Here is a 13532-nt window from a genome sequence, read left to right as displayed (position 1 = left end):
CTCGCTCCTACGTTTATTTCGGGCCAGTCAATTCTGTTGCAGGCGAGCGCGACCGCCTTGTTTGTACAACTCAATATCGAGCCATTCACCAAGGCGTTCGCGTGCAGATCCCACAGGATAAATTGGCCTGAAACAAACGTAGGAGCGAGCGTAGCTCGCGATGCGCCGCGCGGGCGGCGCTCGATCTACCAGGCGGTACACCTCTCAAGTCATTCACCCGCAGCCCCCACCAATACCGGCACCTTAACCCGATCAATCACCTTCGCGCTGATCGACGGGTCCAGCAACCGCCCCAGCCGCGACAGGTGGCGGTGGCCCATGATGATCAGCTCGCAGTTCAGCTCCTGCGCCTTGGTCACGATCACTTCGACCGGTTGCCCGGCCACCATGCAGCCCTGGCTGGCGAAGCCGGCTTGCTGCAACGCGCGCACGGCCTCGGCCACAGCGTGGTCGGCATGTTGCTGTTCCTCGCAGGCGGCGGGGTATTCCTCCAGTTCTTCAGCGGTGTAGGGCGCGGGTTGGTCGTGGACGGCGAAGGTGGAGTCGATGGCCAGCAATACGTGCAGTTCGTGTTCGCCGGGGCGGCAGTAGCGGCGAGCGAGGGTGAGCAGGGCGCTGGAAGCGGGGGAGGCGTCGATGGCGATCAGGACTGGGGAGGGCATGCTGGATCCTTGGCTGATGTGTTTACAGGATCGGCCTCTTCGCGGGCCTGCCAATGCTGCATTTAAGGCCGAACCCGACCATCGAATAAATGCCCCGCCACGCACGAGCGCATTGCGTCTGGTGCAATCCACCAACCTGCTACCATCGCCATTCCCACAGCTGCCACGGAAAACGGCCATGCAACTCCCGGACATGAACCTGCTCGTCGCCCTCGATGCCCTGCTCGACGAGGGCAGCGTGGTCGGCGCAGCACAGCGCATGAACCTGAGCCCGGCGGCGATGAGCCGGACCTTGGGGCGTATTCGCGAGGCCATGGGCGACCCGATTCTTGTGCGTGCCGGTCGTGGCCTGGTACCGACGCCACGGGCGCTGGCCCTGCGCGAGCAGGTGCATAGGCTGGTAGAGCAGGCCGGGCAGGTGTTCCGCAGCCGAGACGATGTCGACTTGGTGAACCTGGACCGTGCCTTCAACATTCGCACCAATGATCTGTTCATTGCCTTGTACGGCGCCCAGCTCCTGCGCATGATGCTGGCCCAGGCGCCGCGTACGGTGTTGCGGTTCGTCCCGGAGGGCAGTGGTGACGATGATGCGGTGCTGCGCAACGGGCATATCGACCTGATCATCAGTTCGGCCGTTGTGCTGGGCCCGGAAATCAAGGTGCAGAGCCTGTTCCACACCTACTTCGTGGGCCTTGCGCGTGTGGGGCACCCGATCTTCGACGCCCCGATCACCCCTGAGCGTTTCGCCGCCTACCCGCAGATCAGCGTATCCCGGCGTGGCCGCGCCAATGGGCCGATCGATGTGGCGCTGGCCAACCACAAGGTGGAGCGTCGGGTAGCGCTGATCACCACCAGCTTCCACTCGGCCATGTTTTCGTTGCCCGATTCAGACCTGATCCTGCCGATACCGGCCAATATCCTCAACAGTGTGCAGCGGTTGAAGTTGCCATTGCGCTCGTTCGAGATCCCCGTGACGTTGGAAAAGGTCAATGTGAAGCAGGCATGGCACCCGCGATTCGATAACGATCCCGCGCATCGCTGGCTACGCCAGACGTTGAAAGCGTGCGGCAGTATTGATCCGTGACGCTGCTGACGATTGCGTCTGACACAATATAAAACTGCCAACAAGTCAGTTTTCGTCAGCATTCGACCTTCTTAAACTTGCTCCAGCCTCGAAATGGTTGCTGGAGATGTAATTTCATGAGTTCCCTGACCGCACCCTCTGCGGCGTTGGCCGCCGCCCCCGCGCCGGCGGCACCTGCGCAGACGGCGTTCGGCGTGCAGGTGGTGGTGGGGCTGTTCGGTGTATTGCTGGCCGTGCTGTGCGCGGGCCTGAACGAGTCAGTCACCAAGATTTCCCTGGCCGATATCCGCGGAGCCATGGGCATCGGTGCCGATGAAGGCGCCTGGCTGCTGGCGGTGTACAGCGCCGCTTCGGTCTCGGCCATGGCCTTTGCGCCGTGGCTGGCCACCACCTTCTCACTGCGGCGCTTCACCATGAGCGCCATTGGCCTGTTCGCCGTGCTTGGCCTGCTGCAGCCGTTCGCCCCCAACCTGCACAGCCTGATGCTGCTGCGTGTACTCCAGGGCTTTGCCTCGGGTGCGTTGCCGCCGATGCTGATGAGCGTGGCCCTGCGCTTTCTGCCGCCGGGCATCAAGGTCTATGGCCTGGCCTGCTATGCACTGACCGCCACTTTCGGCCCCAACCTTGGCACGCCGCTGGCGGGGCTATGGACCGAGTACGTCGGTTGGCAATGGGCCTTCTGGCAGATCATCCTGCCGTCGGCGCTGGCCATCGTCTGCGTGGGTTGGGGCCTTCCGCAAGACCCGCTGCGCCTGGAGCGTTTCAAGCAGTTCGACTGGCGCGGCGTGTTGCTGGGCCTGCCCGCCATCGGTTGCATCGTGCTGGGCCTGTCGCTGGGTGACCGTTGGGGCTGGTTCGATTCGCCGCTGATCTGCTGGCTGCTGGGTGGTGGCCTGCTGCTATTGGTGCTGTTCATGTTCAACGAATGGTCCGAGCCGCTGCCGTTTTTCCAGTTGCGCATGCTGCAGCGGCGCAACCTGAGTTTCGCCTTGGTGACCTTGGCCGGCGTGTTGATCGTACTGTCGGGCGTGGGCAGTATCCCGTCGGCGTACCTTGCGCAGATCCAGGGCTACCGCCCGGCACAGACCAGCCCGCTGATGATGCTGGTGGCGATGCCGCAACTGATCGCCCTGCCGCTGACGGCAGCCCTGTGCAACATCCGCGCAGTGGACTGCCGCTGGGTGCTGGGCATCGGCCTGGCGATGCTGGCGGTGTCATGTGTCGGCAGCAGCCTGCTGACCAGCGAGTGGAACCGTGGCGACTTCTACCCGTTCTACCTGTTGCAGGTGTTCGGCCAGCCCATGGCGGTGCTGCCACTGCTGATGCTGTCCACCAACGGGATGACCCCACAGGAAGGCCCGTTCGCCTCCAGTTGGTTCAACACTGTCAAAGGCCTGTCTGCAGTCATCGCGGGTGGCTTGCTGGATGCACTTGGCACCCTGCGCCGGCACTTCCACTCCAATCACCTGGTGGACAGCCTGGGCAACGCCCCGCTGGTCGACGACAGCGTTGCGGGCCTGGCCCGGCGTATTCGCGACCAGGCGCTGGTGCTGACCTCCGCCGACCTCTACCTGGTCATGGCTGGCATCGCCGTGGCCCTGATCTGCCTGATTCCTTTCGTGCCTACCCGGGTCTACCCGCCGCGTGCGGTGGCCTGAACCCTGGATGAATTCGAGAACCGCTGAAATGACCAACAACCGCAAAACCCTGTTCATTGGCTCGGTATTGGCCGTGGCCGTTCTGGCTGGCATTGTCGGCCCCTGGATGTTCGGCAGCGACCACCGCCAGAGCACCAACGATGCCTACGTCATTGCCGACTACACCGTAGTCGCGCCCAAGGTGGCAGGCTTCATCAAGGACGTACGGGTAGAAGACAACCAGCAGGTCTCGGCAGGCCAGTTGCTGGCGACCATCGATGCCCGTGACTACCAGGCCGCCCTGGATGCCGCTCAGGCCCAGTTGCTGGTGGCTCAGGCGCAAAGTGCCGATGCCCGCGCCACGCTCGAGCGCCAGGCCGCATTGATTGCCCAGGCCGAGGCGGCGGTGAAAGCGGCCCAGGCCGAAACAGCGTTCGCCGACCATGAAGTCAACCGCTACAGCCGCCTGGCCGAGCAGGGCGCTGGTACCGTTCAGAATGCCCAGCAGGCACGCAGCGGCGTCGACCAAGCCCGCGCTCGCCTGGCCAATGCCCAGGCGGCGCTGGTGGCGGCGCGTAAGCAAGTGGACATCCTCACCGCCCAGGTGGCCAGTGCCGATGGCCAGCTCAAGCGTGCCGAAGCCGGTGTGGAAAAGGCACAGCTCGACCTGTCCTACACCCGCATCACGGCGCCGGTGGATGGCATGGTCGGCGAGCGCGCCCTGCGCGTGGGCGCTTACGTCAATCCCGGCGCACGCCTGTTATCGGTGGTGCCGTTGCAGCAGGCCTATGTGGTCGGCAACTTCCAGGAAACCCAGCTGACCCATGTGCAGCCGGGGCAGCCGGTGAGTATCAGCGTTGACACCTTCTCCGGTGAAACGCTGCAAGGCCACGTAGAGAGTATCGCCCCGGCTACCGGCGTGACCTTCGCTGCGGTCAAGCCAGACAACGCCACCGGCAACTTCACCAAGGTTGTGCAGCGCATCCCGGTGAAGATCGTGTTCGATGACGGGCAGCCGTTGCTCTCCCGCTTGCGGGTGGGCATGTCGGTGGAGGCGACCATCGATACCCGTGGCGACAAGCTGGATGGCAAAGAGGTAAGCGCACGATGAAACCTGCATTACGCTTGAGCCCCTTGCTGCTGGCTGTGTTGATGGCCGGTTGCACGATGGGCCCGGACTTCCTGCGCCCCGACAGCCAGGCACCGCAACAGTGGGCGCCGGTTCAAGGCCAGGCAGCACCCAGCCAGCCGCAAGCCGAACCGCTGGAGCTGCGCTGGTGGGAAACCTTTCATGACGGACAGCTCAGTGCGCTGATCCAGCGCGTTGCCGAACGCAACCTCGACCTGCAGATGGCCAGTGCCCGCTTGCTGCAAAGCCGCGCCTTGCGCAGCACCGTGGCGGCTGATGAAGTGCCGTCGGTAGACGCGAACGCTGGCTACAGCCGTGCCCGCAACAGCGCCGAAGGCCTGAGCGACCCGTCTGGCAAGGCGGGCAAAGAGGCCTACAACCTCTGGCAGGGCGACCTGGTGGCCGGTTGGGAACTGGACCTGTGGGGCCGCGTGCGGCGCCAGGTGGAGGCTGCTGATGCCACGGTCGAAGTGGCCGAGAATGACCGCCGTGGGGTGCTGCTGGCCTTGCTGTCGGAGACCGCCGGCAACTACATCCAGTTGCGTGCTGTACAGCACACCCTTGATGTGACGCAGGACAACCTGAAGGTCGCCCGACACAGCCTGAAGCTCTCCGAAGATCGCCAGGCCGAAGGTGTCGCCACGCGTCTGGACGTGGCCCAGGCCAGTGCCCAGGTCGCTTCTATCGAAGCCCGCCTGCCAAGCCTGGAGGCCCGGCGCGATGACTTGATCAACGCCCTCAGCCTGCTCGCCGCCGAACCGCCGCGCAGCCTCCAGACTGAGTTGCTGCGAGGCGGTGAACTACCCGCGCCGCAGCAGAAGTTTGCCATCGGCCTGCCGTCCGAACTGGCCGAGCGCCGCCCGGACATCCGCCAGGCCGAAGCCCGCCTGCATGCCGCCACGGCTAGCATTGGGGTGGCCAAGGCTGATTTCTATCCGAGTATCCGCTTGTCGGGCAGCGTCGGTTTCCAGGCCATGCAGTTGTCTGATTTCGGCGGCTGGGATTCGCGCCGCTTTGCCTTCGGGCCACAGTTGTCGTTGCCGATCTTCGAGGGTGGCCGGCTCAAGGGCACCCTGGAACTGCGCGAGGCGCAGCAGCAGGAAGCGGCGCTGAACTACCGCAAGGTGGTGCTGGGCGCCTGGCATGAGATCGACGATGTGCTTCGCCTGTACAACGCCAGCCAGTTGCGCCGTGACCACTTGGCCGAGGCTGTGAGGCAGAACCGCATCGCCCTGGAAACCGCCCAGCGCCAGTATGTGGAAGGGGCAGTGGACTTTCTCAATGTGCTGACGGTGCAGGGTGCATTGCTGGCCAGCGAGGAGCAGTGGATCGACAGCTCGGCGGCGGTGTCCCAGGCGCTGGTGGGGCTGTACAAGGCCCTAGGGGGTGGCTGGCAGGCGTTTGATGAGCAGCCGGTGAAGAAAGCATAAAAAGCGGGGCCGCTGTCCGGCCCATCGCCGGCAAGCCAGCTCCCACAGGTACAGCGCAGGCCTAGGGCCTGGTGGGATCCTGTGGGAGCGGGCTTGCCCGCGAAGAGGCCGGTACAGGCAGCCCAAAACTCACAGCGGCCGCAGTAGCCCAAACCGCTTGCGCAACGCCCAATCCAGCACCCGCCGAGGCAGCAACCGGGCCATCAGCGGCAGCGCCGTACTGCCATTCCCCAACCGCACCACAGCGGGTACCGGTGACTTACCAGCGGCCGCCAGTACGCCTTGGGCAAACACCGCCGCCGAAGTCGGTTTGTCCTGCGAAGCCCGCGCCCGTGCCTGTACATGCTCACGCAACGGCCACCACGCCGAATCCGCCGCCAGCACCTGCTCCGCCTGGCGCTGGGCGTTGTTGGCAAACTGCGAGGCAATCGCGCCCGGCTGCACTTCCATCACCTGCACACCGAACGGCGCCAGCTCCAGGCGCAAAGCATCGCTCAAGGCATGTACAGCGGCTTTCGAGGCGCAGTAGGCACCGGCGAACGGTGTGACCAGCACACCGGAAACACTGCCGATGTTCACCACTGTTCCTCGTGAGCGGCGTAGCAACGGGAACAGCGCGCGGGTTACGCCCACCACGGCGAACACGTTGGTTTCGAACTGCTGGCGCAGGGCGTCCACGCCACCGTCGAGCAACGGGCCCATGGCGCCGTAGCCGGCGTTGTTGACCAGGATGTCGAGGGTTTCGAGCTCCTCGGCCAGGCGGGCCAGGGCCTCGCTGTCATTTACGTCCAACTGCCGCGCGGTAAAACCGGCGGCGCTTAACACTTCAACATCCTCCGCCTTGCGCGCAGTGGCCCAGACGGTGTGGCCGGCATCGCGGAAGGCGTCGGCCAGTGCGCGGCCGATGCCGCTGGAACAACCGGTGATCAGAACGGTGGGCATGGGGGGAGGCCTTTGATTAATTGGCGAAGGTGCCTTGCAGGTGTTCGGCACGGAATTCCAGCGTTTGCGGCCGGTACCCGGAGCGCAGCGGTGGCAATGGCAGGCAGTCTTTCCACTCGGCCCCTGGCTGCAATTCACCCGGCCCTCGATAGCGTGGGGCGTTGTAGGTGTTCTCGGCCAGGTTCACGGTATCGCCCGGCGCATACGCCGCCACCCGCCAGCGCAGTTCGGTAAGCGGCACCTTGTTGCCGTTTTTCATGCGTACTTGCAACGCACGGTCGGCAGGGCATTGTTCGGGGGCATAAACGAGGCGCAAGTCCAGGCGGGCCAGTCGTGAGGTTTCGCGGTTGTCCTGCCAGACGACAAACAACGCCACCAAACCCAGGCCGCACACAGCAGCCAGCGAAATCGGCAGGGCCTTGGCCGGGTAGCGCAACAGCAGCACCAGCCAGGTAAGAATGAGGAAGGCACCGATGATCATGGGGCGGGCAGACCTTGGTTGCGCACTGTCTGACCATCGTAGCCTGAAATGGGAAAGGGCCGCAAAGCGGCCCTCGGTGTTGCTTACTGCGCGATGGTCTTCACTGAAACACCACGCTCGACGGGTGTGGAGGTTCGTCCGTACACATCCTCGAAACGTTCGATATCATCCTCGCCCAGGTAACTCCCGGACTGCACTTCGATGATCTCCAGCGGGATCTTGCCCGGGTTGCGCAGGCGGTGGATCGAGGCAATCGGAATGTACGTAGACTGGTTCTCGGTCAGCAGGAACACGTTCTCGTCACACGTCACCTCGGCAGTACCCGACACCACGATCCAGTGCTCGGCACGGTGGTGGTGCATCTGCAGCGACAGGCTGGCGCCCGGCTTGACGGTGATGTGCTTGACCTGGAAGCGGCCGCCCATGTCCACCGAGTCGTACGAGCCCCACGGGCGATACACTTCCAGGTGGTTTTGGGTTTCGGTGCGGCCCTGTTCGTCCAGGGTCTTGACCATCTGCTTCACGCCCTGGACCTTGTCCTTGTGGGCGATCATCATGGCGTCCTTGGTCTCGACCACCACGATGTTTTCCAGGCCGATCACCGACACCAGCTTGCCGTTGCCATGGATCATGCAGTTGCGGCTGTCCTGCACCACCACGTCGCCTTTGGTGACGTTGCCATCCTCGTCCTTCTCGTGCACCTCCCACAGCGATGACCAGCAGCCCACATCGCTCCAGCCGGCCGACATCGGCACCACGCAAGCGCGCTGGGTTTTTTCCATCACCGCGTAGTCGATGGAGTTGTCCGGGCAGCAGGCGAAGGTGGCTTCGTCGATGCTCAGCACACCGCCATCCTCCTGGCTGCGCTCCAGGGCCAGCACGCAGGTGTCATAGATGTCGCCGTCGTGCTTTTTCAGCTCTTCGAGGAAGCGGCTGGCGCGGAACAGGAACATGCCGCTGTTCCAGAAGTAGCCACCGGCCTGGACGAACTCGGCGGCGCGTTTCTCGTCGGGCTTTTCAACAAACTGGGCAACCCGCGCCACACCTTCGGGCAGCAGGGCGTCCTGGCTGGAGCGGATGTAGCCGTAGCCGGTTTCCGGTTTGGTCGCCGGCACGCCGAACAGCACCATCTCGCCACGCTCGGCGGCCACGGTGGCCAGAGCCAGGGCGCGTTGCAGGGCCTTCTGGTCATCGATCACATGGTCGGCGGGCAGCACCAGCATCAGCTCGTCGCGGCCTTCGTTGACCAGCTTCATGGCGGCCATGGCCACGGCGGGTGCGGTGTTTCGGCCGAACGGCTCCATCAGGATGCCTTGGGTTTCCAGTTTCAGCGCCGCCAGCTGCTCCTGAACGATGAACTTGTGGTCCTTGTTGCAGACCACGATCGGCGTGTCCATGCCTTCGAACACTAGGCGCTCGATGGTTTGCTGGAACAGCGTGTGTTCGCCGGTCAGGGCCAGGAACTGCTTGGGGAACTGCTTGCGCGACAGAGGCCACAGACGCGAACCGCTACCACCAGAAAGAATTACCGGGATCATCATGTTTCTCCAATAGTCGTTAATAGGCAGAGGGATCAGTTGCTAGCCACGGGGCGAGTTACCCACACCGGCGACAAGGCGTTGCCGGAACCCGTTACGTACAGCACTGCGGCTTCGCCGCGCTCCAGGGCGACGGGTTTCACGTCGCCCACTTTCTTGTCGCCTTGGAACAACGCCAGGTTGACCTTCACCGGGTTGATTTCACGTTCGCCACGGCCGTTGGCGGCCACCGGCTTGACCACTTCGGTCTTGCCATCGGCGGTTTTCAGGGTGAGCTGCTGGTCGCTCAGGTTCTGCACGCGCACCAGGGCTTTCTGCTTGTTCTTGAAAGGCGGTTCTTCGATCAGCTGGGGGTTGCCGCTGCTGCTGTTGACCAGGGTGTAGTACTTGTCCGAGGCCAGCTTCACCGGCACGCTCTTGCCGCCGACCTGGGCGGTGTAGTCGCCGCCTGGCAGGAAGCTGAAGTCGCTGCTGGCCTGAGCGCCTACCTGTTTGATCTGGGTGTTGCCGACCGAAGCGGCAGCGGGTGCGCTGGCGGCGTTGTACAGGCGCACGAAGGTCGAACCTTTCGGCGCGCTTGGGCCATACAGGGCGGCGTCGGCACCGGCGAAGGCCTGCATCGAAGCAAGGGAAAGGCCGGCCGCGAGGGTGAGGGCTTTGGCAATGGAAGTCTTGGTAGTCATGTGCATTTCCTCTCTATCGTTCAGTGGTTCGTCCGGGTGGACGACAAGGCCAGGTTTTCTTCGGATTTACGGGTGTTCTTCAGCTGCGCGATCCACTGCGGGTCGAAGCTGCTGAGGTCGTTTTTCATGGGCAGATAACGTTCGGGGAACTCCCACACCACCACTTGCGGTGCGGCGTTCTTGAAGGCATCGCTTTGCAGGTACTTGAGCATTGGCAGCAGCGGGCCATGGCCGTCTTCGGCGTAGTTGGCCACGTCGCTGCGCAGGGCTTGTTGCAGCGCACCCAGGAAGTTCCAGTGCGGGTTGGCGCTGTAGCTGGTGCCCACCAGCGCTACCGGGATTTCGTTGTTCGCGAATAGGGCGTCGTCGCCTTCAGCCGCTGCTTCTGCCGGGTGGGTGGTGCGTTGTTGCAGGTTGTCCGGGGTTGGCAGCAGGTTGCTGAACAGCGGGTCGAGCGGCAGGAAGTTGGTCAGGTCGCCTTTGTAGGGCGCCGTGCTGCCGGCTTCGGTGACGAAGGTTTGCGGCTCGCCGTTGAGCAGGTTCTGTCGGCTTACGGCTTCAGCCAGCGCCTGCGCTGCCACTTCGGCGCCCATCGGCGTCCAGTGGGTGTCGGTGCGCAGGAACACCTGGCCACGGGCCTTGGCTTGTTCCATGGCCGCTTGCAGGTCCGGGGCGAGCACGTTGGCCTGGCGCACCTGGGCATGAAACTGGTTGTACAGGTCGTCGTGCAGGCTGGCCGGTTGCTCCTTGCCCAGGTATTCCGAATAGATACGCGCCTTGGCCGGCACGATGGCCAGTACCAGCTGGCTGCCGTGCTGCTGCAGGGTGTCGCGCACGCCGCGGATCAGCGCTAGGTTTTCCTGCATCAGTTGCTCGGCACCGACAGTGGGCTTGAACTCTTCGTCGCTGAACAGCCACTGGTCGCGGCCCAGCACCACACCGGGGCGGCCTTCGTTGAACAGCTTGAAGTCCAACGCGGCCCAGAGGTTGGTGCCCAGGCGCTTGATGGGGAATTCGGCGTCGTAGTGGGTTTCGGCGGCCTTGGCCAGCTTGCCGTTGAGCACGGTCATCTGCTCGGTGCGCTGGAAGCTTTGCAGGCCACCGGTGGACCACACGCCCATGCCCACCAGCAAGCCGAGGAACGACAGTGAATAGGTGATGCGTAAAGTACGGTTCATGTCATCGGCCTCAGAACTGGAAGTACAGGAACGGCGAGTAGCTTTGCGCCGAAAGCTTGAGGATTGAGGCCACGAACAGCAGGAGCACAAGGGCGCGGGTCATCACCCGGGTCCAGTCCAGGCCGATCGAGCCGTCAGCGTTGACTTGCACCGGGGTAGCCTTGGGCGTCGGCTTGGCATTGCGGTAGAAGTCGCGCAGGCCGAAGTACGCCAACGTGATGTAGGCAATGATCAGGGTTGCCACTTGCAGGCCGGTGAGGTTGGCGCGGTTGAGTTCCGACAGCTGCCAGTCGCCAAAGCTGAACATGGCGCCGTACATACGGCCTGCCACGTGCAGGTTTTCGGCGCGGAAGATCACCCAGCCGACCACCACCAGCAGGAAGGTGAACGCCCATTTCACCGGGTTGAAGCGCTGCGGATTGGTGTCGATACCCAGCGCACGCTCGATGGCCAGCCACATGCCGTGCCAGGCGCCCCAGATGATGTAGGTGAAGTTGGCGCCGTGCCACAGGCCGCCCAGCAGCATGGTCAGGAACAGGTTGCGGTAGGTGTTGAAGGTGCCTTTGCGGTTACCGCCCAAGGTGATGTACAGGTAGTCGCGCAGCCAGGTCGACAGGCTGATGTGCCAGCGCCGCCAGAACTCGGTGATCGACTGGCTGATGTAGGGCTGCTTGAAGTTCTCCATGAAGCGGAAGCCCATCATCAGGCCCAGGCCGATGGCCATGTCGCTGTAGCCGGAAAAATCGAAGTACAGCTGCGCGGTGTAGGCCAGCGCGCCCAGCCACGCATCGCCCGTGGTCGGGTTTTGCAGGGCGAAGCAGTGGTCGGCGACTACCGCCAGGGTGTCGGCGATGAACACTTTCTTGATGAAGCCCTGCATGAAGCGGGTGCAACCTTCGGAGAACTTGTCCAGAGTGTGGGTGCGGTTGTTGAACTGGTCGACCAGGTCCTTGAAGCGCAGTACGGGGCCGGCGATCAGGTGCGGGAAGATCGCCACGAACGCTGCGAAGTCGATGAGGTTGCGGGTAGCCGGGGTGTCGCCACGGTACACGTCGATGATGTAGCTGATCGACTCGAAGATGTAGAACGAGATACCGATCGGCAGCAACACATGGGTGAGAATGAACGGCTCCAGGCCGAACGAGCTGATGATCGCGTTCAGGCTGTCGACACCGAAGTTGGCGTATTTGAAGTAGCCGAGAATCGCCAGGTCGACGCCCACGCCCAGCAGCAGCCAGCGCTGGGCCGGCTTGGTGCGCACGCCGGAGGCGCCGACTTTAAGGCCGATCCAGTAGTTCCACAGGGTGACCCCGGCGAACAGGGCCAGGAAGTCCACCCGCCACCAGGCATAGAAGATGTAGCTGGCGACCAGCAGCAGCAGGTTGCGATAGCGTTGCCCGCTCAAGTAGTACAGGCCGAGGAAGATCGGCAAGAACAGGAACAGGAACACGTTGGACGAGAAGACCATCCCGGTTCTCCTTTTTGTTCACAGCATCCGGGGCACAGCGCCCCCCAAACCCCCCAGTGCAAAACCGGGAGGCAACTTAGGTCCCTGTGGGAGCGGGCTTGCCCGCGAAGAAGTTTTCGCGGTGCATGGCAAGGGCTTCGCCCTTGTTCGCGGGCAAGCCCGCTCCCACAGGTTCCGATCCCATACAGGGGTTAGCTCATTTCTTGCTCTCTGCGCTCGGGTCATAGACCCGGGTCAGGTTGCCGCCGAGCCTGAAACTGTCGAACGGCTGCATGCCGTGCTTGCGTTCGAGCGTGTCGCCCACGCACTGGTACAGCGCGCACCAGGGTTCGAGCCAGGCGTACTTGCTGTCGACCTTGAGGTCTTTCATGTCTTGTTTTTCGCCTGCGCGTTCCGCGAAGTGCTTAGGGTCGCGAGCGCCGTACAGCACGCCTTCACCCAGACGCTGCAGGGCGAAGTTGTTTTCGCTGCGCAGGTCCACACCGTTGGCTTTGGCAAAGCTGGCGATCATCGCCAGCGGTGGCAGGGCGTAGTTGTGGTAGGCCAGGGCGCGCTGTTTGCGTTTGATCTCGTTGGGCAGGAAGCCCTGCTCGTCGACCTGGTTGGCGCCGATCTTGTATTCCTTCACGGCCCAGTCGAACAGGTCGCGGCGGTTGGTCGCCACCGAGGTGGCCATGACCGACCAGGCGGCCCAGTAGCTGTGGTTGTTGATCTTCGCCAGCGGCAGGTTGCTCCAGTCGCGCACGGTTTGCTCGGCCAGGCGGGCGAACCATTTCTCGATCAGCTCGGCCTCGGCCTGGTGCGCCGCCAGCGGCTGCGAGTTGGAGAACTTCAGGCGCAACCACGAACCACTCATGCTGCCCAGCGCCCATTTGCGCATGGATTTGCCGGTGTGGTTGTAGTGGGTGGACATCAGCGCATCGGCACGCGCCCAGGTGCCCAACCAGGTCAGGGCGCAGTCGAGTTGTGCCGGGCGTCCGTCGCGCATGTACTGGTTGACCATCTTGGCCACGCCACGCTCCAGGGTGGTGATGTCCTTGGTGGAATCGCGGAAGGCCTGCTCTGAATCCTCGTTGAGGGTTGCCCGGGCACTGTCCGAACCTTCGTACTTGCTGCGGAACTGCAGCGCACCGGTGTACGGCTTAGGCGTTGCTTCGCAGCGGAAGTGACCGTCGCCTGTCTTGAGCTTTTCGATCCCTTCGTAGTACCCCTGGGGGGGTACCAGCGCGGCGTGCGCGGCCCCCCCGAACAGGGCCAGCGCGAGCAGGGCGGGGCGGAAAATTTGCTTGAAGGTGGTCAT

12 protein-coding genes are annotated in these 13532 nt (G+C 63.6%); 4 read left to right on the top strand and 8 right to left on the bottom strand.

The window, feature by feature from the left end; translation table 11 throughout:
- Window positions 1-209: 209 nt before the first annotated feature.
- Window positions 210-662: a universal stress protein gene (locus ACF8MI_RS26975; protein ID WP_060499757.1), complete on the bottom strand. Its 453-nt coding sequence runs from the start codon at window positions 660-662 to the stop codon at window positions 210-212.
- A gap of 178 nt (window positions 663-840) precedes the next feature.
- Here ACF8MI_RS26975 and ACF8MI_RS26970 point away from each other — a divergent pair, with 178 nt between their 5' ends.
- From ACF8MI_RS26970 to ACF8MI_RS26955, 4 genes are all read left to right on the top strand, one after another.
- Window positions 841-1746, top strand: coding sequence for a LysR family transcriptional regulator (locus ACF8MI_RS26970; RefSeq protein WP_200929108.1), 906 nt, complete (start codon window positions 841-843; stop codon window positions 1744-1746).
- Between the two features lie 116 nt (window positions 1747-1862).
- Window positions 1863-3404, top strand: coding sequence for an MFS transporter (locus ACF8MI_RS26965; protein WP_392518125.1), 1542 nt, complete (start codon window positions 1863-1865; stop codon window positions 3402-3404).
- 28 nt (window positions 3405-3432) lie between these two features.
- A complete protein-coding gene (locus ACF8MI_RS26960) occupies window positions 3433-4494 on the top strand; it encodes an HlyD family secretion protein (RefSeq protein ID WP_060499760.1) in 1062 nt (353 codons plus the stop codon).
- A complete protein-coding gene (locus tag ACF8MI_RS26955; RefSeq protein WP_060499761.1) occupies window positions 4491-5942 on the top strand; it encodes an efflux transporter outer membrane subunit in 1452 nt (483 codons plus the stop codon). Before ACF8MI_RS26960 ends, ACF8MI_RS26955 begins: the two co-directional genes overlap by 4 nt.
- 129 nt (window positions 5943-6071) lie before the next feature.
- Here ACF8MI_RS26955 and ACF8MI_RS26950 read toward each other — a convergent pair whose 3' ends face one another.
- The 7 genes from ACF8MI_RS26950 to ACF8MI_RS26920 form a co-directional block, all read right to left on the bottom strand.
- A complete protein-coding gene (locus ACF8MI_RS26950) occupies window positions 6072-6884 on the bottom strand; it encodes an SDR family oxidoreductase (RefSeq protein WP_060499762.1) in 813 nt (270 codons plus the stop codon).
- A gap of 16 nt (window positions 6885-6900) precedes the next feature.
- The gene (locus ACF8MI_RS26945; RefSeq protein ID WP_025753977.1) at window positions 6901-7365 is read right to left on the bottom strand and encodes a hypothetical protein; all 465 of its coding nucleotides are present in this window, start codon (window positions 7363-7365) and stop codon (window positions 6901-6903) included.
- An 83-nt stretch (window positions 7366-7448) separates the two neighbouring features.
- Complete coding sequence (locus ACF8MI_RS26940; RefSeq protein WP_060499764.1) at window positions 7449-8903, bottom strand: mannose-1-phosphate guanylyltransferase/mannose-6-phosphate isomerase; 1455 nt, start codon at window positions 8901-8903, stop codon at window positions 7449-7451.
- A gap of 35 nt (window positions 8904-8938) precedes the next feature.
- Window positions 8939-9586 carry an alginate O-acetyltransferase AlgF gene (locus ACF8MI_RS26935; protein ID WP_016713514.1) on the bottom strand — a complete coding sequence of 216 codons (648 nt, stop codon included), beginning with the start codon at window positions 9584-9586 and terminating at the stop codon, window positions 8939-8941.
- Window positions 9587-9606: 20 nt separating this feature from the next.
- Entirely contained in the window at window positions 9607-10764 is a 1158-nt protein-coding gene (locus ACF8MI_RS26930; RefSeq protein ID WP_392518122.1) for an alginate O-acetyltransferase, read from the bottom strand.
- A gap of 10 nt (window positions 10765-10774) precedes the next feature.
- Entirely contained in the window at window positions 10775-12232 is a 1458-nt protein-coding gene (locus tag ACF8MI_RS26925; protein WP_060499766.1) for an MBOAT family protein, read from the bottom strand.
- Between the two features lie 196 nt (window positions 12233-12428).
- Window positions 12429-13532 carry a mannuronate-specific alginate lyase gene (locus ACF8MI_RS26920; RefSeq protein WP_060499767.1) on the bottom strand — a complete coding sequence of 368 codons (1104 nt, stop codon included), beginning with the start codon at window positions 13530-13532 and terminating at the stop codon, window positions 12429-12431.

The sequence above is a fragment of the Pseudomonas sp. yb_9 genome, from assembly GCF_043103635.1.
Classification (GTDB): domain Bacteria; phylum Pseudomonadota; class Gammaproteobacteria; order Pseudomonadales; family Pseudomonadaceae; genus Aquipseudomonas; species Aquipseudomonas monteilii.
The sequence above is the reverse complement of the archived record's forward strand: the minus strand, read 5'-3'. Positions and strand labels throughout refer to the sequence as shown.

Bases quoted from the DNA above. Each gene is read 5' to 3' on its own strand.
- ACF8MI_RS26945 (WP_025753977.1), bottom strand. From the start codon at position 7,365: ATGATCATCGGTGCCTTCCTCATTCTTACCTGGCTGGTGCTGCTGTTG.
- ACF8MI_RS26925 (WP_060499766.1), bottom strand. From the start codon at position 12,232: ATGGTCTTCTCGTCCAACGTGTTCCTGTTCCTGTTCTTGCCGATCTTC.
- ACF8MI_RS26935 (WP_016713514.1), bottom strand. From the start codon at position 9,586: ATGACTACCAAGACTTCCATTGCCAAAGCCCTCACCCTCGCGGCCGGC.
- ACF8MI_RS26930 (WP_392518122.1), bottom strand. From the start codon at position 10,764: ATGAACCGTACTTTACGCATCACCTATTCACTGTCGTTCCTCGGCTTG.
- ACF8MI_RS26975 (WP_060499757.1), bottom strand. From the start codon at position 662: ATGCCCTCCCCAGTCCTGATCGCCATCGACGCCTCCCCCGCTTCCAGC.
- ACF8MI_RS26950 (WP_060499762.1), bottom strand. From the start codon at position 6,884: ATGCCCACCGTTCTGATCACCGGTTGTTCCAGCGGCATCGGCCGCGCA.
- ACF8MI_RS26940 (WP_060499764.1), bottom strand. From the start codon at position 8,903: ATGATCCCGGTAATTCTTTCTGGTGGTAGCGGTTCGCGTCTGTGGCCT.
- ACF8MI_RS26955 (WP_060499761.1), top strand. From the start codon at position 4,491: ATGAAACCTGCATTACGCTTGAGCCCCTTGCTGCTGGCTGTGTTGATG.
- ACF8MI_RS26960 (WP_060499760.1), top strand. From the start codon at position 3,433: ATGACCAACAACCGCAAAACCCTGTTCATTGGCTCGGTATTGGCCGTG.
- ACF8MI_RS26965 (WP_392518125.1), top strand. From the start codon at position 1,863: ATGAGTTCCCTGACCGCACCCTCTGCGGCGTTGGCCGCCGCCCCCGCG.
- ACF8MI_RS26920 (WP_060499767.1), bottom strand. From the start codon at position 13,532: ATGACCACCTTCAAGCAAATTTTCCGCCCCGCCCTGCTCGCGCTGGCC.
- ACF8MI_RS26970 (WP_200929108.1), top strand. From the start codon at position 841: ATGCAACTCCCGGACATGAACCTGCTCGTCGCCCTCGATGCCCTGCTC.